Origin of the sequence: Enterobacter sp. ku-bf2 (assembly GCF_001742765.1) — a bacterium.
Taxonomy (GTDB): domain Bacteria; phylum Pseudomonadota; class Gammaproteobacteria; order Enterobacterales; family Enterobacteriaceae; genus Enterobacter; species Enterobacter quasiroggenkampii.
In genome coordinates this window covers 1221395-1238945 of record NZ_MDVW01000001.1, presented here as the reverse complement: position 1 = coordinate 1238945, position 17551 = coordinate 1221395, and the positions used below count along the sequence as shown (strand labels likewise).

The 17551-nt window shown below is 55.9% G+C and carries 15 protein-coding genes; 11 read left to right on the top strand and 4 right to left on the bottom strand.

The genetic code is table 11. The annotated features are described in order from the left end of the window. The first annotated feature begins 1 nt into the window (after position 1). Both BFG58_RS05915 and ptsG read left to right on the top strand, forming a co-directional pair. On the top strand, positions 2-796 hold the full coding sequence (locus BFG58_RS05915) for a metal-dependent hydrolase (RefSeq protein WP_069719447.1): 795 nt from the start codon (positions 2-4) through the stop codon (positions 794-796). A gap of 297 nt (positions 797-1093) precedes the next feature. Next, complete coding sequence (gene ptsG / locus BFG58_RS05910; protein ID WP_008500788.1) at positions 1094-2527, top strand: PTS glucose transporter subunit IIBC; 1434 nt, start codon at positions 1094-1096, stop codon at positions 2525-2527. A 144-nt stretch (positions 2528-2671) separates the two neighbouring features. On the opposite strand, the gene fhuE is transcribed toward ptsG, so the two are convergent. Further along, a complete protein-coding gene (gene fhuE / locus BFG58_RS05905; protein WP_069719446.1) occupies positions 2672-4861 on the bottom strand; it encodes a ferric-rhodotorulic acid/ferric-coprogen receptor FhuE in 2190 nt (729 codons plus the stop codon). A gap of 350 nt (positions 4862-5211) precedes the next feature. Here fhuE and hinT point away from each other — a divergent pair, with 350 nt between their 5' ends. From hinT to BFG58_RS05865, 8 genes are all read left to right on the top strand, one after another. Then, positions 5212-5571, top strand: coding sequence for a purine nucleoside phosphoramidase (gene hinT, locus BFG58_RS05900; protein ID WP_008500786.1), 360 nt, complete (start codon positions 5212-5214; stop codon positions 5569-5571). 1 nt (position 5572) lies between these two features. After that, entirely contained in the window at positions 5573-5947 is a 375-nt protein-coding gene (locus BFG58_RS05895) for a YcfL family protein (protein WP_045910208.1), read from the top strand. Between the two features lie 10 nt (positions 5948-5957). Then, the gene (lpoB, locus tag BFG58_RS05890) at positions 5958-6605 is read left to right on the top strand and encodes a penicillin-binding protein activator LpoB (RefSeq protein ID WP_045326975.1); all 648 of its coding nucleotides are present in this window, start codon (positions 5958-5960) and stop codon (positions 6603-6605) included. Further along, on the top strand, positions 6586-7410 hold the full coding sequence (gene thiK / locus BFG58_RS05885; RefSeq protein WP_069719445.1) for a thiamine kinase: 825 nt from the start codon (positions 6586-6588) through the stop codon (positions 7408-7410). The genes lpoB and thiK overlap by 20 nt, the downstream gene beginning before the upstream one ends. Positions 7411-7421: 11 nt before the next feature. Next, positions 7422-8447, top strand: coding sequence for a beta-N-acetylhexosaminidase (nagZ, locus tag BFG58_RS05880; RefSeq protein WP_032655375.1), 1026 nt, complete (start codon positions 7422-7424; stop codon positions 8445-8447). Between the two features lie 34 nt (positions 8448-8481). Then, the gene (ycfP, locus tag BFG58_RS05875; protein ID WP_008500781.1) at positions 8482-9024 is read left to right on the top strand and encodes an alpha/beta hydrolase YcfP; all 543 of its coding nucleotides are present in this window, start codon (positions 8482-8484) and stop codon (positions 9022-9024) included. Positions 9025-9262: 238 nt separating this feature from the next. Continuing rightward, positions 9263-10567, top strand: a complete 1305-nt coding sequence (locus BFG58_RS05870; RefSeq protein WP_008500780.1) for an NAD(P)/FAD-dependent oxidoreductase — start codon at positions 9263-9265, stop codon at positions 10565-10567. Positions 10568-10760: 193 nt separating this feature from the next. Then, positions 10761-11300, top strand: a complete 540-nt coding sequence (locus BFG58_RS05865; protein WP_008500779.1) for a glycine zipper 2TM domain-containing protein — start codon at positions 10761-10763, stop codon at positions 11298-11300. A 59-nt stretch (positions 11301-11359) separates the two neighbouring features. Here the strand turns inward: BFG58_RS05865 and comR are convergent, their stop codons facing one another. Further along, the gene (gene comR, locus BFG58_RS05860; protein ID WP_028015740.1) at positions 11360-11995 is read right to left on the bottom strand and encodes a TetR family copper-responsive transcriptional repressor ComR; all 636 of its coding nucleotides are present in this window, start codon (positions 11993-11995) and stop codon (positions 11360-11362) included. 244 nt (positions 11996-12239) lie between these two features. On the opposite strand from comR, the gene bhsA reads away from it, so the two are divergent. Beyond that, entirely contained in the window at positions 12240-12497 is a 258-nt protein-coding gene (gene bhsA / locus BFG58_RS05855; RefSeq protein WP_045910210.1) for a multiple stress resistance protein BhsA, read from the top strand. Between the two features lie 75 nt (positions 12498-12572). Here bhsA and BFG58_RS05850 read toward each other — a convergent pair whose 3' ends face one another. Beyond that, positions 12573-13538, bottom strand: a complete 966-nt coding sequence (locus BFG58_RS05850) for a L,D-transpeptidase family protein (RefSeq protein ID WP_069719444.1) — start codon at positions 13536-13538, stop codon at positions 12573-12575. A 483-nt stretch (positions 13539-14021) separates the two neighbouring features. After that, positions 14022-17468 (bottom strand): transcription-repair coupling factor, encoded by a 3447-nt coding sequence (gene mfd / locus BFG58_RS05840; protein ID WP_048027458.1) that lies wholly within the window; start codon positions 17466-17468, stop codon positions 14022-14024. Between the last annotated feature and the right edge of the window lie 83 nt (positions 17469-17551).

The window sequence follows — 17551 nt, the reverse complement described above, 5'->3', positions numbered from 1 at the left end:
TATGTTTTTAGTCGACTCACACTGCCATCTTGATGGCCTGGATTATCAATCCCTGCATAAAAACGTGGATGACGTGCTGGAAAAAGCCGCCGCCCGCGATGTGAAATTCTGTCTTGCGGTAGCGACGACGCTGCCGGGCTATCGCACGATGCGCGAGCTGGTGGGCGTTCGCGATAACGTGGTGTTTTCCTGCGGCGTACACCCCCTGAACCAGGATGAAGAATATGACGTTGACGATTTGCGTCGTCTGGCGTCGGAAGAGGGCGTGGTGGCAATGGGCGAGACCGGGCTGGACTATTTCTACACGCCGGAAACCAAACCGCGCCAGCAGGCGTCCTTCCGCAACCATATTCGCATTGGCCGCGAACTGAACAAGCCGGTTATCGTCCACACCCGCGATGCGCGTGCGGATACCCTGGCGATCCTACGGGAAGAAAACGTGACGGATTGCGGTGGCGTACTACACTGTTTCACAGAAGACAGAGAAACGGCGGGTAAACTGCTTGATTTGGGGTTTTATATCTCGTTTTCCGGGATTGTGACGTTCCGTAACGCTGAGCAGCTGCGTGATGCTGCACGTTATGTTCCGCTCGATCGCATTCTGGTAGAGACCGATTCTCCCTATCTGGCGCCGGTTCCGCATCGCGGTAAAGAGAACCAGCCCGCGATGACGCGAGATGTGGCTGAGTACATGGCCGTCCTGAAGGGTGTCAGCATCGAAGAGCTGGCCCGCGTGACGACAGAAAACTTCTCCACGCTGTTCCATATTGACCCTGCCCGCCTGCAATCTGTCTGATACACCTGTTTTTTTTAGGCTCGTAATTAATAAATAAACCGAGTAAAGTTCACCGCCTCATTTGGGGCGGTGATGCTGTTTTTAGACACATCCGGACATGCTTTTTGTAAATAACTGAAAGTTTTTCGACCGTCTTAAGCTGAAACGTGATAGCCGTCAAACAAACTCAGAGGGAATTATTTTACTCTGTGTAATAAATAAAGGGCGCTTAGATGTCCTGTCCACGGCACGGTACTCCCCCCGGGCCAATGCGTGAAAGCGTAAAAAAAGCACAAATACTCAGGAGCACTCTCAATTATGTTTAAGAATGCATTTGCTAACCTGCAAAAGGTCGGTAAATCGCTGATGCTGCCAGTATCCGTACTGCCTATCGCAGGTATCCTGCTGGGTGTCGGTTCTGCTAACTTCAGCTGGCTGCCAGCCGTAGTGTCCCATGTGATGGCCGAAGCAGGCGGTTCTGTCTTTGCTAACATGCCACTGATCTTCGCGATCGGTGTGGCTCTGGGCTTCACCAATAACGACGGCGTATCTGCGCTGGCTGCAGTGGTTGCTTACGGCATCATGGTGAAAACCATGGCTGTGGTTGCGCCGCTGGTTCTGCATTTACCGGCAGAAGAGATCGCTGCGAAACACCTGGCAGACACCGGTGTTCTCGGCGGTATCATCTCCGGTGCGATTGCAGCGTATATGTTCAACCGCTTCTATCGCATCAAGCTGCCTGAGTACCTGGGCTTCTTCGCGGGCAAGCGTTTCGTTCCGATCATCTCTGGTCTGGCAGCGATTTTCACTGGCGTGATCCTGTCCTTCATCTGGCCACCAATCGGCTCCGCTATCCAGACCTTCTCTCAGTGGGCTGCTTACCAGAACCCGGTTGTGGCGTTTGGTATCTACGGCTTCATCGAGCGTTGCCTGGTGCCATTTGGTCTGCACCACATCTGGAACGTTCCATTCCAGATGCAGATTGGTGAATTCACCAACGCAGCAGGTCAGGTATTCCACGGCGATATCCCACGTTACATGGCGGGCGACCCAACTGCAGGTAAACTGTCTGGTGGCTTCCTGTTCAAAATGTACGGTCTGCCAGCAGCGGCGATTGCTATCTGGCACTCTGCGAAGCCAGAGAACCGTGCAAAAGTGGGCGGTATCATGATCTCCGCAGCGCTGACCTCGTTCCTGACCGGTATCACCGAGCCGATCGAGTTCTCCTTCATGTTCGTTGCGCCGATCCTGTACGTTATCCACGCGATTCTGGCGGGCCTGGCGTTCCCAATCTGTATTCTGCTGGGTATGCGTGACGGTACGTCCTTCTCTCACGGCCTGATCGACTTCATCGTTCTGTCCGGTAACAGCAGCAAACTGTGGCTGTTCCCAATCGTCGGTGCGTGCTATGCCGTTGTTTACTACACCATCTTCCGCGTGCTGATTAAAGCACTGGACCTGAAAACCCCAGGCCGTGAAGATGCGACAGAAGACAGCAAAGCGGGCGCGACCAGCGAAATGGCTCCTGCACTGGTTGCCGCGTTCGGTGGTAAAGAGAACATCACTAACCTGGACGCGTGTATCACTCGTCTGCGTGTGAGCGTTGCTGATGTCGCGAAAGTAGACCAGCCGGGTCTGAAAAAACTGGGTGCAGCTGGCGTAGTTGTTGCAGGTTCGGGTGTACAGGCAATCTTCGGTACTAAATCCGATAACCTGAAAACCGAAATGGATGAGTACATCCGCAACAACTAAGTTGTGACCCTGGGGAGACTAAGGCAGCCGAATGGCTGCCTTTTTTATTTGTGCTGTTTGTCATGCCCGGCGGCGCTGCGCTTACCGGACCTACGAAATGCAAATGTAGGCCGGGTAAGGCGTAGCCGCCACCCGGCTTAACACTCAGAAGTCGTAGCTCGCGCTTACCGAGACGTTCAGCGGCGCGCCATAAACCACATAAGAGCCGACGTAATCGTAATACTCTTTGTCGAACAGGTTGTTGACGTTCGCCTGAACAGCAAAATCTTTGGTGACCTGATAACGGCTGAACAGGTTAACCAGCCCGTAGCTGCCTTGCTCCGCGCGGGTACGGCCAGCCGGCGCGCCATCCACATCCGTCCACACCTTGTTTTGCCAGTTCACGCCACCGCCCACGGTCAGTTCCGGCAGCATTGGCAGTTGATAACGGGTGAACAGCTTCATGGTTGTACGCGGCTGATCGGAGCTGACGGCGTTGCCATTCTTATCTTCCGCAATGTAGCGGGTCGCGCCGAAGGTCAGTTGCCAGTTATCGGTCAACGCGCCGTTGAGCTCGAACTCAATCCCTTTGCTCACTACGCCGTCCAGCGATTGGTAAATCGACTCACCGCTCGGCATATAGGTATAAGTATTGCTTGCTACGTTATCCTGCTCAATGCGGAAAATCGCCAGCGAGGTGGTAAGACGGGTATTGAACCAGTCTGCTTTCACACCGGCTTCGTAGCTTTTGCCCGTAGTGGGGTCGAGATAGCGTCCGCTGGCGTCCCGCTTGTCCTGGGGCTGGAAGATAGAGGTATAGCTGACGTAGGTCGACCAGTCTTCATTGATGTCGTAGACCAGGCCCGCGTAGGGCGTCACGTCATCTTTGGTACTTTCCAGATGGGTGTCCGGGGAGCCCGCAGGGTTATAGCGAATGTTATAGTGGGTATAACGCGCGCCGAGGATCAGATGCAGCGGATCGGCCAGCGAGAAGCGGGCGGAGGTATACCCTGAGGACTGGCGAATGTCGTCCTGGCTGTAGAGTTTCCACGGCGTCCACTGCGGGTCGGCAATGTTACCGTTCCAGTTCTTAAAGTTACCCACATCAACCATGCCGTAAACCGCGTCAGGCATTGAGTTGTCGTAATGGTTACGCTGACGACTGAAGCTGCCGCCGAACATCATTTCGTGCTGACGGCCGAAGAGATCGAAATCGCCGCGCAGGAAAGCGTCCACGGCATCCTGTTTCCGTTCGCCACGGTTCCAGCCGCCGTAGCCAACCATGCCTGCACCCGTCTCTTTATCCGGATAGCCGGACATATACATCAGCTTAGAGTCGAAGTTGGTTTCAGCATGCATGCCGTTAATGTGTGCTTCCCAGCCATTATCGAAACGCTGCGTCAGGTTAGCGAAGATGCGGGTGCTGTCTTTATCAGACCAGGCCCAGTCAGGCGCGACGGTCTGGCTGCGATCGTAATGGGTTTTACTCCCGTCACTGTACCAGGTCGGGAGTCCGCCCCAGGTTGGGTCGGCGGTATGGCTTTCCTGATATTCGTATCCCACCGAGAGAGTGGTGCTGTCGGTGACGTCCGCATCCATCACGCCATAGAGGAATTTCTTTCGGTAGTGATAGTTATCCACGAAGCTGTCGTTGTCCTGATAACCTGCGATCATCCGGCCCCGTAGCTTACCTGACTCCACCAGCGGCGCCTGCAGATCCAGCACGTAGCGCTGCTTATCCCAGCTGCCATAGCTGGCCGAAACATTGCCTTTGAATTCATTGCTGTCTGCATGCTTACGCACCATGTTGACGTACGCTGCCGGGTTGCCCGTACCGGACATCAGGCCGGTTGCACCGCGGACCACTTCGATGCGGTCATAAATCGCCGTATCGGCGGCGGTATCGCCAAAGTTCCACACTTCGCTGATGGAGGTTGGCAGGTCGTCATAGGCGTAATTACTGACGAAAAATCCGCGCGAGTAAAACACGGTACGGTCGCTGTCCTGCACCTGCGCCGTTACGCCCGTGGTGTTGGTTAACACCTGGCCGATGGACTGCAGGTTCTGATCGGCCATGCGCTGCTGGCTAATCACGCTGACGGACTGCGGGATATCGCGGGGAACCAGCAACAGCTTCGTGCCGGTGGTGGTGGTTTTGACGCTGTAATCCCGCTCCTGACTTGCGGAAGGATCCTGCGTTTGGTCAAAACCGCCATCAACAATAACGGTATCTTCGGCTGTTGATGCAGCGAAAGCGGCGGCTGGCGTCAGTGCCATAGCAATGCAGCCTGCCAGCAACGAAGGCGTTGCGACAGGCTGACGTTGCCCATCCCTGGTGTGATGAATGAAAGACATGATTAAACCCTTATGAACGATGAAGAGGGTATGCGTCAGTCCCGCGGACGCGGGCTGGCGTCGTTTTCTATGTTAAAAATGCGCATGAAAATGCAAATGCGAAATATACGCATTGCTATTAATGCTGTAAACAGATGTGTCGACCGGAACTGAAATAATGTTTCAGCCCATTAAGGCCCGCGAGCGGTCACTCTTCACTCAGCTGATAAACATTAAGGAAAGAAATCGAGGGAGGAGGTTGAAAGGACAGGAGAAACTCGCTCATACTCTTGAATTGTGTCACACCCTCATCCAGAGCGTGTGTTAACAGCGGACGCATCGCGCCTGATTAATCAAAAAAGGAATAGGTCATGGCTGAAGAAACGATTTTCAGTAAAATTATCCGTCGCGAAATTCCGTCGGATATCGTCTATCAGGATGAACTGGTAACGGCTTTTCGGGACATTTCACCTCAGGCTCCGACGCACGTCCTTATCATTCCCAATATTCTGATTCCGACTGTAAACGACGTAAAAACCGAGCATGAAGTGGCATTAGGTCGTATGCTGACGGTGGCCGCGAAAATCGCCGAACAGGAAGGGATTGCAGAAGACGGTTACCGTCTGATCATGAACTGCAACCGCCATGGCGGCCAGGAAGTTTATCATATTCACATGCATCTGCTGGGTGGACGTCCTCTGGGGCCGATGCTGGCACATAAAGGTCTTTGACATGCGTAAAGGGCGTATTGCAGCGCTGGTAATGACGATGATGATTGTGGGGTGCAGCTCGCGCCCGGCGATCCCCGTGAACGATGAACAGACGCTGGTGATGGAATCCTCCGTGCTTGCCGCGGGCATCACGGCGCAACAACCCGCGCTGACCATCAGTGAAATCAATTCATCTGCCTCCTCTACGCTCTTTAATGAAAGACACGAACCCGTGACGGTCCACTACCGTTTTTTCTGGTATGACGTAAGAGGTCTCGAAATGCATCCGCTGGAGGCGCCGCGCAGCGTCACCATTCCGGCCAGATCGTCGGTAACGCTCTATGGCAGCGCCAACTATCTGGGTGCGCATAAGGTGAGACTTTATCTTTATCTCTAAGGGGTGAACCTTGATTAAAAACTTGAGCCGCTATGCGCTCGTGACAGCTTTCGCGCTGTTCCTGGCGGGGTGTGTGACCCGAACTGAACAGCCAGCGCCTGTGGAAGAGGCGAAACCGGGCACTGAACAGCCGACACAGCCAACGCAGCCGCAGCCAACCGTGCCGTCCGTACCGTCTATACCGGCACAGCCAGGCCCGATTGAGCATCCGGACCAGACGTCGCAGCCCACGCCGCGCGTGCGCCATTACGACTGGAACGGCGCAATGCAGCCCATGGTCGGCAAAATGCTGCAGGCACAGGGCGTGACGGCAGGTAGCGTGTTGCTGGTTGATAGCGTGAACAACCGTACCAACGGTTCGCTGAACGCGGGCGAAGCGACTGAAACGCTGCGCAACGCCCTGGCAAACAACGGTAAGTTTACGCTGGTCTCGGCTCAGCAGCTCGCGGTAGCCAAACAGCAGCTGGGCCTGTCGCCGCAGGATAGCCTCGGCACACGCAGCAAGGCGATCGGCATTGCCCGTAACGTTGGCGCACAGTATGTGCTGTACTCTAACGCCACCGGTAACGTGAATACACCGGCCCTGCAGATGCAGCTGATGCTGGTTCAGACAGGCGAAATTATCTGGTCAGGTAAAGGTGCGGTTACGCAACAATGACAGCACGCGTGAAGAGATTCTGACGCGCTATTTTCCTCAGTACCGCCTTATCGCGCCGCAGGCCCACTCCGGGCTTGGCGGCGCGAGTTGCATTATAGCGCAGGGCGAACGACGTCTGGTCTTGCGGCAACATCACGACCCCTATGCGCCAGCCTCCCATTTCCGTCGTCAGTTTCGCGCCCTGAGGCGTCTTCCGTCAGATCTCGTGCCTGCCCCCCGTTTTTTCAGAGAGAGCTGGATGGCCGTCGACTATCTGGACGGTGACGTGAAAAGCGCGCTGCCAGACACGCCGGCGCTCGCAGCGATGCTGTATCATCTGCACCGGCAGCCACGTCTGGGATGGCGAATCACGTTATCCCCGCTGCTGGAACGCTACTGGCAGCAGGCCGCGCCTGACAGACGCACCCCAGTGTGGCTGGCGCATCTCAAGCGGTTGCGTAAAACGGGCGAGCCGCAGCCGATTCGGCTCTCGCCGCTGCACATGGATGTTCATGCCGGAAATATTGTGCATACATCAGCGGGCATCAGGCTCATCGACTGGGAATATGCCGGAGATGGCGATGCGGCGCTGGAGCTGGCGGCAGTCTGGACGGAGAGTGACGCTGCTCGGCAGGCGCTGATCAGGGACTACGCCGAGGCGGCACATATCAACGGCGACGCGCTGAGGCGTCAGGTCAAACGCTGGCGGCCCTGGGTCGTCATGTTAATGGCTGGCTGGTTTGAAATGCGCTATCAGCAGTCCAGAGACAAACACTTTATTGCGCTGGCAGACGATGCCTGGCGTCAGTTACAAACGAAAGGATAAGAGAGGTGGATGTGGGTCCAGTCATGTTGGATGTAGAAGGGTTTGAGCTGGATGCGGAGGAGCGTGAAATTCTGGCGCATCCGCTGGTGGGTGGTCTGATCCTGTTTACCCGCAACTATCACGATCCGGCGCAGCTGCGTGAGCTGGTGCGTCAGATCCGCGCCGCGTCGCGCAATCATCTGGTGGTCGCCGTCGATCAGGAAGGCGGCCGCGTGCAGCGTTTTCGCGAAGGGTTTACCCGCCTGCCAGCGGCCCAGTCTTTTGCCGCGCTGCTCGGCACGGAAGAGGGCGGGAAACTGGCGCAGGAGGCCGGCTGGCTGATGGCCAGCGAAATGATTGCCATGGATATCGACATCAGTTTTGCCCCGGTTCTGGACGTGGGGCATATCAGCGCCGCCATTGGCGAGCGCTCGTACCATGACGATCCGCGCATTGCGCTGGCCATGGCGACCCGGTTCATTGACGGCATGCACGATGCCGGGATGAAAACCACCGGCAAACACTTCCCGGGCCACGGGGCGGTGACGGCGGACTCACACAAAGAGACCCCGCGCGATCCGCGCCCGGAAGCGGAAATTCGCGCCAAAGATATGTCGGTGTTCAGGTCGCTTATCACTGACAACAAGCTGGATGCCATCATGCCTGCGCACGTGATTTACAGCGACGTTGACCCGCGCCCTGCCAGCGGCTCTCCGCACTGGCTGAAAACCGTTCTGCGTCAGGAACTGGGCTTCAATGGCGTGATCTTCTCTGACGATCTGTCGATGGAAGGGGCGGCGATTATGGGCAGCTACGCTGAACGCGGTCAGGCGTCGCTGGATGCAGGTTGCGATATGATCCTGGTCTGCAATAATCGTAAAGGTGCCGTGAGCGTGCTGGATAACCTGTCGCCGATCAATGCAGAGCGTGTTACACAATTGTATCATAAAGGTTCATTTAGCCGTCAGGAGCTGATGGATTCGGCGCGCTGGAAGACGGTCAACGCCCGGCTTGAAGACCTGAATGAGCGCTGGCAGGCACATAAAGCCAGCCTGTAAACCCTCCCGGAAGGCGTAGCGTGGTGAGAAGACGATGATCATCTATTTACACGGTTTTGACTCAAACAGTCCTGGTAATCATGAGAAGGTGCTGCAGCTGCAGTTTATCGATCCGGATGTACGGTTGATCAGCTACAGCACGCGCCATCCGAAGCATGATATGCAGCATCTGCTCAAAGAGGTGGACAAGATGTTGCAGCTCAACGTCGACGATCGCCCGCTGATTTGCGGCGTGGGGCTGGGCGGTTACTGGGCAGAGCGGATTGGCTTCCTGTGTGACATCCGTCAGGTGGTATTCAATCCCAACCTTTTCCCGAACGAAAACATGGAAGGCAAAATCGACCGCCCGGAAGAGTATGTCGATATTGCGACCAAGTGCGTCAGCAATTTTCGTGAGAAAAACCGTGACCGCTGTCTGGTGATCCTGTCGCGTAACGATGAGGCGCTCAACAGCCACCGGGCTGCAGAACTTCTGCATCATTACTATGAGATCGTCTGGGACGAAGAACAGACCCACAAGTTCAAAAACATCTCCCCACACCTGCAGCGTATCAAAGCGTTTAAAACGCTGGGTTAATTCCTTGCCTGCAGGCGTCGAAGCCCGGCCGCGAAAGCGTGCCGGGCTTTCTTTTTGACCAGAATTGTCTACTTTTAAGCCATCAAAACTTGATGCATATCAATTTTGGTATGACCAATGCGCCTGACGTGGTATTCTCAATGCACCTGAATGGTTTCAGTGCTGTAACCTGTTGTTAATTAAGGGTTATTTTTATAACTTTTAATTAACAATTGGTTAATAATTTGAGGGGGTCACGTTGACTACGCCATTGAAAAAGATAGTGATTGTAGGCGGTGGTGCTGGCGGGCTGGAGCTGGCGACACAGTTGGGTAAGAAGCTGGGTCGCGGTAAAAAAGCCAAAATCACGCTGGTGGATCGTAACCACAGCCACCTGTGGAAACCGCTGCTGCATGAAGTGGCCACCGGCTCTCTGGACGAGGGCGTGGACGCGCTCAGCTATCTGGCGCACGCGCGCAACCACCATTTCCAGTTCCAGCTGGGCTCGGTGGTGGACATCAACCGTGAAAGCAAAACCATCACTCTGGCAGAACTGCGTGATGAAAAAGGGGAGCTGTTGGTTCCTGAGCGCAAGCTGCCGTATGACACGCTGGTCATGGCGCTCGGCAGTACCTCCAACGATTTCAACACGCCGGGCGTGAAAGAGCACTGTATCTTCCTCGATAACCCGCACCAGGCGCGTCGTTTCCATCAGGAAATGCTGAACCTGTTCCTGAAGTACACCAGCAATATGGGTGCGAACGGTAAGGTAAATATCGCCATTGTCGGCGGCGGTGCGACAGGCGTTGAGCTGTCTGCGGAGCTGCACAATGCGGTGAAACAGCTGCACAGCTACGGTTACAAAGGGTTAACGAATGAAGCGCTGAACGTCACGCTGGTCGAAGCCGGTGAACGCATTCTGCCTGCGCTGCCTCCGCGTATTTCCGGTGCGGCGCACAATGAACTCACCAAGCTGGGCGTCCGGGTGCTGACGCAGACCATGGTGACCAGCGCCGACGAAGGCGGCCTGCACACCAAAGACGGCGAGTATATCAAAGCGGATCTGATGGTCTGGGCGGCCGGTATCAAAGCGCCTGACTTTATGAAAGATATCGGCGGCCTGGAAACCAACCGCATTAACCAGCTGGTCACGGAGCCAACGCTGCAAACCACGCGTGATCCTGAAATCTTTGCTATCGGTGATTGCGCCTCCTGCGCCCGTCCTGAAGGTGGATTCGTGCCGCCGCGCGCGCAGGCCGCACACCAGATGGCAAGCCTGGTCCTGCACAACATTCTGGCGCAGTACAAAGGCAAGCCAATGAAGGCCTATGTCTACAAAGACCATGGTTCTCTGGTGTCTCTGTCAAACTTCTCTACTGTCGGCAGCCTGATGGGTAACCTGATGCGCGGCTCGATGATGGTAGAAGGGCGCATTGCCCGCTTCGTGTATATCTCCCTCTACCGTATGCACCAGATTGCGCTGCACGGCTACTTCAAAACCGGGCTGATGATGCTGGTGGGCAGAATCAACCGCGTGATCCGTCCGCGTCTGAAGCTGCACTAATCTTTCACTCCCTCCGGGCTCTCCGGAGGGAGTTTTTAGCATTTCATGCTGTAGATCACAGATTGAGTGCTTAAGAGTTCTCCTAAATACAATATATCTCCTCTGAACGTCCCTTTTTTGATCCTTTATCTGATTGGCGAAGCCGTGCCTCCATTGCAAAATTGTTACCAATAGCAACAAAGGAGGAAGTCCCGTGAATAAATCAATGTTGGCGGGTATAGGGATTGGCGTCGCGGCTGCGTTAGGTGTGGCTGCCGTTGCCAGTCTCAACGTATTAGATCGCGGCCCGCAGTATGCGCAGGTGGTTTCTGCTACACCGATTAAAGAAACGGTAAAAACGCCTCGTCAGGAGTGCCGTAACGTCTCCGTGACGCATCGTCGTCCGGTGCAGGATGAAAACCGTATCGCCGGTTCTGTTCTGGGCGCGGTAGCGGGTGGCGTGATTGGTCACCAGTTCGGCGGCGGCCGGGGTAAAGATGTGGCGACCGTGGTCGGCGCGCTGGGTGGCGGCTATGCCGGTAACCAGGTGCAGGGCGCGATGCAGGATAACGATACCTACACCACGACTCAGCAACGCTGCAAAACCGTCTATGACAAGTCGGAAAAAATGCTGGGCTATGACGTGACGTACAAAATTGGCGATCAGCAGGGCAAAATCCGCATGGACAAAGACCCTGGCACGCAAATTCCACTGGATGGAAATGGTCAGCTGGTTCTGAATAACAAAGTGTAAAAAAGATGTTCTCTGAATTTAGCTCCTCATGCGCTCAGGCTGAGGAGCTTTTTTTTGTTTTAGATTTTGAGGAGCTCAGGCCACAGCCGCAGCGTGGTTTCGCTAATATTCTGCAGTTTTTCCAGCGTTGCCCCTTCACGGGCGCTGATCGACATCCCCTGCAAAATACAGCTCAGGTATTGTGCCAGCAGTTGGGGATTGCACTGCGCAGGGATTTCACCGCGCTGCTGGCGCTGTGCCAGAAAGGCGCTTAGCGTCTCCTCCTGCATCGCATGACGCGATTTCACCGTATTGGCAATCTCTTTCGAGGACGCCGCCAGGGTGGCAGAGGTGTTAATCATAAAGCAGCCCGCAGGCGTATCTTTACTGGTGAAGCAGGTCGCGACGGCGGTGAAGTAATCCCGAAGCGCCTGTTCGACGCTTTTCTCTTCACAAAATAGCTGGGCTTCATGTTTCGCCGCAAAGCGTGAAATGTATCTGTCCAGCACCGCCCTGAACAGCCCCTCTTTATTGGTAAATTCGGCATACAGCGTCGGCGCTTTGGCTCCGGTAGCTTCTACCAGATCGGAAAGCGAGGTTGCTTCATACCCATGTTGCCAGAAGAGAGTCATGGCCTTATCAAGCGCTGCATCCCTGTCAAACACTTTTGGTCGGCCACGGCTTTTCTTCGCACAACTCGTGACGTCGGTTGTCATGTGCCGTTGGTCCTCTGTTGGTTTGGTGAATAACCATTATAAAAATAAACGCAACCCACCACCAGTGCTGAATGCTTAAAAATATATTAATCATATCTATATGAAAAATAACGACTTTAAAATTAAGTTAATGGTCGTTATAAAATTATGTTGACGCGTGACCTGGATCACATTTATGATTTACCTATCGATCGTTAACTAAATAGATAACGACCTCCAAATTCATCTGCTAAAGGTAAACATCATGAAAAACGTAAAAACCCTCATCGCTGCTGCTGTTCTGAGTTCACTTTCTTTCGCAAGCTTTGCGGCTGTACAAGTACAGTCCACCCCGGTCGATCAGCATAAAGTCGGGACGATCTCTGCGTCTGCCGGTACTAACCTGGGTTCACTGGAAGATCAGCTGGCACAAAAAGCGGAAGAGATGGGTGCTAAATCTTACCGCATCACCTCTGTGACCGGTCCTAACACCCTGCACGGCACCGCCGTCATCTACAAATAAGCCGGGCATAAACCCTCATTTATGCCACTGCAATAAAAAACGCCCTGCTGAGCAGGGCGTTTTTTTATTTATGATTTACATCGATTGCTGGATTACATCATGATGCCGGGTGACATCGGTCGGCATGCCTGAGCGGGCCTCCATTGCACGCTCCATCACCATGCTGTTGGTATTCGCATTCGTTTTGAAGCTCACCATTGCGGCATTCAGGTTAATGGGCAGCGTCTGCGGGTCATCGCCAATGTTTTTCGATAGCGGCTGGTGAATTTCGACCAGCCGCACGCCGCCCGGCTCCTCAGAAACCTTAATCGGCGTATTGATGATATTCACTTTGGTACCCGGCGTAACAACGTTAAACAGCGTTTTGATATCGTCATCGCGCAGACGAATACAGCCGGAGCTGACGCGCATGCCGATCCCAAAGTCCGCGTTCGTTCCGTGCAGCAGGTAAACGCCACCGTAGGCCGCCAGGCGGATCGCGTGGTGACCCATCGGGTTATCCGGGCCTGCCGGCACCACGGCCGGAAGATCGATGCCCTGAGCTTTATAACGGGCACGAATATTGGCCGTCGGGGTCCAGGTTGGATTCGCGCGTTTATCCGAGACGGTGGTGACCATCGTCGGCGTCAGGGTGTCGCCGCCCAGCTGACCAATACCAATCGGGTAGACGGTCACCTCATTTTTACCCGGCGGGTAATAGTACAGACGTAGCTCCGCCAGGTTTATCACAATTCCCTCGCGCGGGGCGTCCGGCAGGATCGTCTGTAACGGGATAGTCAACACGCTGCCCGCTCGCGGAACGTAAGGGTCGACGCCGGGGTTCGCCTGCAGCAGAGCCAGAAAACCGACGTTATATTTTTTGGCAATGGCTTCCAGCGAACCGCCATTATTTTCAACCACATGAAAGCGGTTTTCCCCCACCACCTTGCTGCCGGGCGGAGGAAGGGGCCAGGTATTTGCGCGAGCGGGAAGCGCCACCGCAACGGTGGCTGCCAGCGCAAACAGGGTTAACCAGCGAGTAAAACGCGAAAAGGTCATCATCACCATAATCCATGCAAATGATAAGGTTATTGTTTTATAAGGCGTTAATGATAATTATGGCGAATGGGTGTGTCGGGAAGATCGGGTGAAGTGCAAAGAGTTTGTAAATTGTCCCCCCGTAGCGCTGGGCTAACAGGGGAAGGGATCCCCATAAAATAATGCCTGCACGGACGACCCCCTCTCCTTTGAGGGAGAGGGCTGGGGTGAGGGGGAACATACGACTCTGGTGGTCATTCCGTTCACTTTATGTCCCTTAGTACTCTGTAACGACATGACCTGTGAACGTGCCAGGGTGGCTCAGTCGCCACCACCCTGGCGACCCGGGCTCCCGGCGGTAAATCGCCGCTACGCGGTCAGGAAACGCCTCAGCGATTTACAGCCGGACCAGGGTGTCGCTGTAAGCTATTCATTTTCCGGAAGCAACTTTCATCGCTTCCGGTTAATAAACTACATGAAATTCCTTAGTTAAGAGGGGAATGGAGGTCAGGCGATCGCGTTCTCTTCCAGCTGGCGCATAAAGTTACGCACCCAGTCCATGCGGGTTTTGCGCTCCGTCAGTTCCTGGGTGAATTTCAGACGCGTTGGGCCATCCAGACGGAAATGCTGCGGCTGTTTTTGCAGCAGGCCGATGAGCCACATCGGGTTGACGTGGTTCTTCTCCGCGAACTCAATCACGCCGCCTTTTTCGTTGCCTTCAAGCTTGCGAATGCCCAGTTTCTGCGCCTGCTGGCGCAGGCGAGCGATATCCAGCAGATTTCGCGCCGCATCGGGCAGCAGACCAAAGCGGTCGATCAGCTCAACCTTAATCTCTTCCAGCTCGTTTTCCGTCTTCGCACTGGCGATGCGCTTGTAGAACGACAGTCGGGTATTCACATCCGGAATGAAATCGTCCGGCAGCAGGGAAGGCATACGCAACTCGACCTCGGTCTGCTGGCTGGTGAGATCTTCCAGCGACGGCTCGCGCCCGGCCTTCAGGGCATCAACCGCGTTTTCCAGCAGTTCCATATAGAGCGAGAAGCCGATGGTCTCCATCGAGCCGCTCTGGTCCTCACCCAGCAGTTCACCGGCACCGCGGATCTCGAGATCGTGCGTGGCCAGTGCGAAGCCTGCACCGAGGTCTTCCAGAGAGGCGATGGCTTCCAGACGCTTTTGCGCGTCGGTGGTCATCGCTTTTGGATGCGGCGTCAGCAGCCAGGCGTAAGCCTGATGGTGCGAACGCCCGACGCGGCCGCGCAGCTGGTGAAGTTGCGCCAGGCCAAAGTGATCCGCACGTTCAATGATGATGGTGTTCGCGGTCGGAATGTCGATCCCGGTTTCGATGATGGTGGTGCACACCAGCACGTTAAAGCGCTGGTGGTGGAAGTCGTTCATCACCCGTTCCAGCTCGCGCTCGCGCATCTGCCCGTGACCGATAGCAATGCGCGCCTCCGGCACCAGCTCCGCCAGCCTGTCGGCCGCTTTCTGGATGTTTTCCACGTCGTTGTACAGGTAATAGACCTGACCCCCGCGCAGCACTTCACGCAGAATGGCCTCACGCACCACCAGATTATCGTACTCGCGGACGAAGGTTTTCACCGCCAGACGGCGCGCCGGCGGCGTGGCGATAATCGACAGATCGCGCATGCCGCTCATCGCCATGTTCAGGGTTCTCGGGATCGGCGTCGCGGTCAGGGTCAGGATATCGACGTCGGCGCGCATCGCTTTGATGCGCTCTTTATGACGCACCCCGAAGCGGTGCTCTTCGTCGACAATCAGCAGCCCCAAATCTTTCCACTTCACGTCGCTTTGCAGCAGCTTATGGGTGCCGATCAGAATATCGATCTTGCCTTCGCTGGCCTGCTCCAGGATCTGCGTCTGCTCTTTGGTGCTGCGAAAACGTGACAGCATCTCGATGCGTACCGGCCAGTTGGCGAAGCGGTCGCGGAAGTTGTCGAAGTGCTGCTGAGCGAGCAGGGTGGTCGGCACCAGCACCGCCACCTGCTTGTTGTTTTCCACCGCAAGGAAGGCGGCGCGCATCGCCACTTCGGTTTTACCGAAGCCAACGTCGCCGCAGACTAAGCGGTCCATTGCCAGCGGCTGGCACATGTCGCTCAGCACGGCGTTAATAGCCTGAGCCTGATCCGGCGTGGTTTCAAACGGGAAGCTGTCGCAGAACAGCTGATACTGTTCCTTATCATGCTTAAACGCGAAGCCCTCTTTGGCCGCGCGCTGGGCGTAGATATCCAGCAGCTCGGCGGCCACGTCGCGCACTTTTTCCGCGGCTTTCTGGCGCGCGCGCGCCCAGGCATCGCCGCCCAGCTTGTGCAGCGGCGCGTTCTCTTCGGCCCCGCCCGCGTAGCGGCTGATCAGATGCAGGGACGACACCGGGACATACAGTTTGGCGTCGTTAGCGTAGGTCAGCATCAGGTATTCACCTTTAATGCCGCCCGCCTCCAGCGTGGTCATCCCCTGATAGCGTCCAACGCCATGCTCCAGGTGAACAATCGGCTGGCCCGGGTGCAGCTCGGCCAGGTTACGGATCAGCGTGTCCGGGTTGATGGTTCGACGGCTGTCCTGCCGACGGCGCGCGACGCGCTCACCCAGCAGGTCGCTTTCGCAAATCAGCGCCAGGTTGTTGAGCGTGTCGATAAAACCGTGCTCGGCGGCGCCAATCATCAGGTAACGACCGTTTCCGGTCGCTTCGCTCAGGCGCAGGATGCGCTTCGGCGCCACCTTAATGCGCCCCAGCAGCTCACCTAACGCTTCGCGGCGGCCTTCACTCTCAACGGAGAACACCACCGGGCCGGTAAACGACTCCAGGAACTTGCGCAGATTATCCAGCGGGGATTTCTGCTGCGCCTGTACGGCCAGGTCCGGCAGCGTCCGAAAGGCGAGGTTGGTGTTGGCGGCCTTATCGGCAAGCGAATCGGTTTTCAGCTGCATGCGCGGCCAGCGCTTCAGCTCGGCGTTGAGCTCGTCGGTACGTAGCCACAGCGCTTCCGGCGGCAGCAGCGGACGCATCGGGTCAACGCCCCGGTTTTCGAAGCGAGCGCGGGTTTCGCTTTCAAAGCGGCTGGCGCTGGCGTCGATATCCCCGGTGTTAACAATCAGGGTATTCGCCGGGAAGTAGCTGAACAGGGCAGGGAGCGGCTCGCTGAAGAACAGCGGCTGCCAGTATTCGATCCCGGCAGGCAGCGTGCCTTTGCTGACCTGCTGATAAATATGTTCCGCGTCGCGCTTCACCTCGAACCTATCGCGCCACTGGCTGCGGAACAGTTCGATAGCGGTTTTGTCCGTCGGGAACTCATGTGCGGGCAGTAAATTGATGGACTCCACTTCCTCCAGCGTGCGCTGCGTGTCGGCGTCGAAGACGCGCAGGCTGTCGATTTCATCATCGAAAAAGTCCAGACGATACGGCTGGTCGCTGCCCATCGGGTAAAGGTCGAGCAGCGCGCCGCGGGTCGCGTATTCCCCGTGCTCCATCACTTGGTCGACGTGGCGATAGCCGGCACCGTCAAGCTGCGCGCGCAGGGCATCACGGGACAGACGCTGGCCTTTTTTCATCACCAGCGCGTGGCCGTGCAGGTAGCTGTGCGGACAGACGCGCTGCATCAGGGTATTCACCGGCACAATCAGCACGCCGCGCTGCATGGTCGGGAGTTGATACAGCGTCGACAGGCGCGAGGAGATGATCTCCTGGTGCGGAGAGAAGCTGTCATAGGGCAGCGTTTCCCAGTCGGCCAGGCTGAACACCAGATTATCGGTGAACTGGCGAATTTCATCGTGCAGGCGCAGGGCGTTTTGCATATCCGGGGCAACCAGGATCACCGGGCCAGGATGACGCTCGGCGATTTCCGCTACCAGCGTGGCGCACGCTGCGCCCGTGAGTTCACCCAGCTGGCGCTGGTCGCCCGCTTTGACAGGCAAGGAATAACGATAGTGTTCAGGCATGGCTATGTCAGAGTCTCTTATGGATATACCAACAGTATTGGGGCATATCACTGATACGCAATGTCTTTATTATCCTCGATCGT

Coding starts and splice junctions, on each gene's coding strand:
- BFG58_RS05915 (WP_069719447.1), top strand. CDS start 2: ATGTTTTTAGTCGACTCACACTGCCATCTTGATGGCCTGGATTATCAA.
- ptsG (WP_008500788.1), top strand. CDS start 1,094: ATGTTTAAGAATGCATTTGCTAACCTGCAAAAGGTCGGTAAATCGCTG.
- fhuE (WP_069719446.1), bottom strand. CDS start 4,861: ATGTCTTTCATTCATCACACCAGGGATGGGCAACGTCAGCCTGTCGCA.
- hinT (WP_008500786.1), top strand. CDS start 5,212: ATGGCTGAAGAAACGATTTTCAGTAAAATTATCCGTCGCGAAATTCCG.
- BFG58_RS05895 (WP_045910208.1), top strand. CDS start 5,573: ATGCGTAAAGGGCGTATTGCAGCGCTGGTAATGACGATGATGATTGTG.
- ycfP (WP_008500781.1), top strand. CDS start 8,482: ATGATCATCTATTTACACGGTTTTGACTCAAACAGTCCTGGTAATCAT.
- comR (WP_028015740.1), bottom strand. CDS start 11,995: ATGACAACCGACGTCACGAGTTGTGCGAAGAAAAGCCGTGGCCGACCA.
- bhsA (WP_045910210.1), top strand. CDS start 12,240: ATGAAAAACGTAAAAACCCTCATCGCTGCTGCTGTTCTGAGTTCACTT.
- BFG58_RS05850 (WP_069719444.1), bottom strand. CDS start 13,538: ATGATGACCTTTTCGCGTTTTACTCGCTGGTTAACCCTGTTTGCGCTG.
- mfd (WP_048027458.1), bottom strand. CDS start 17,468: ATGCCTGAACACTATCGTTATTCCTTGCCTGTCAAAGCGGGCGACCAG.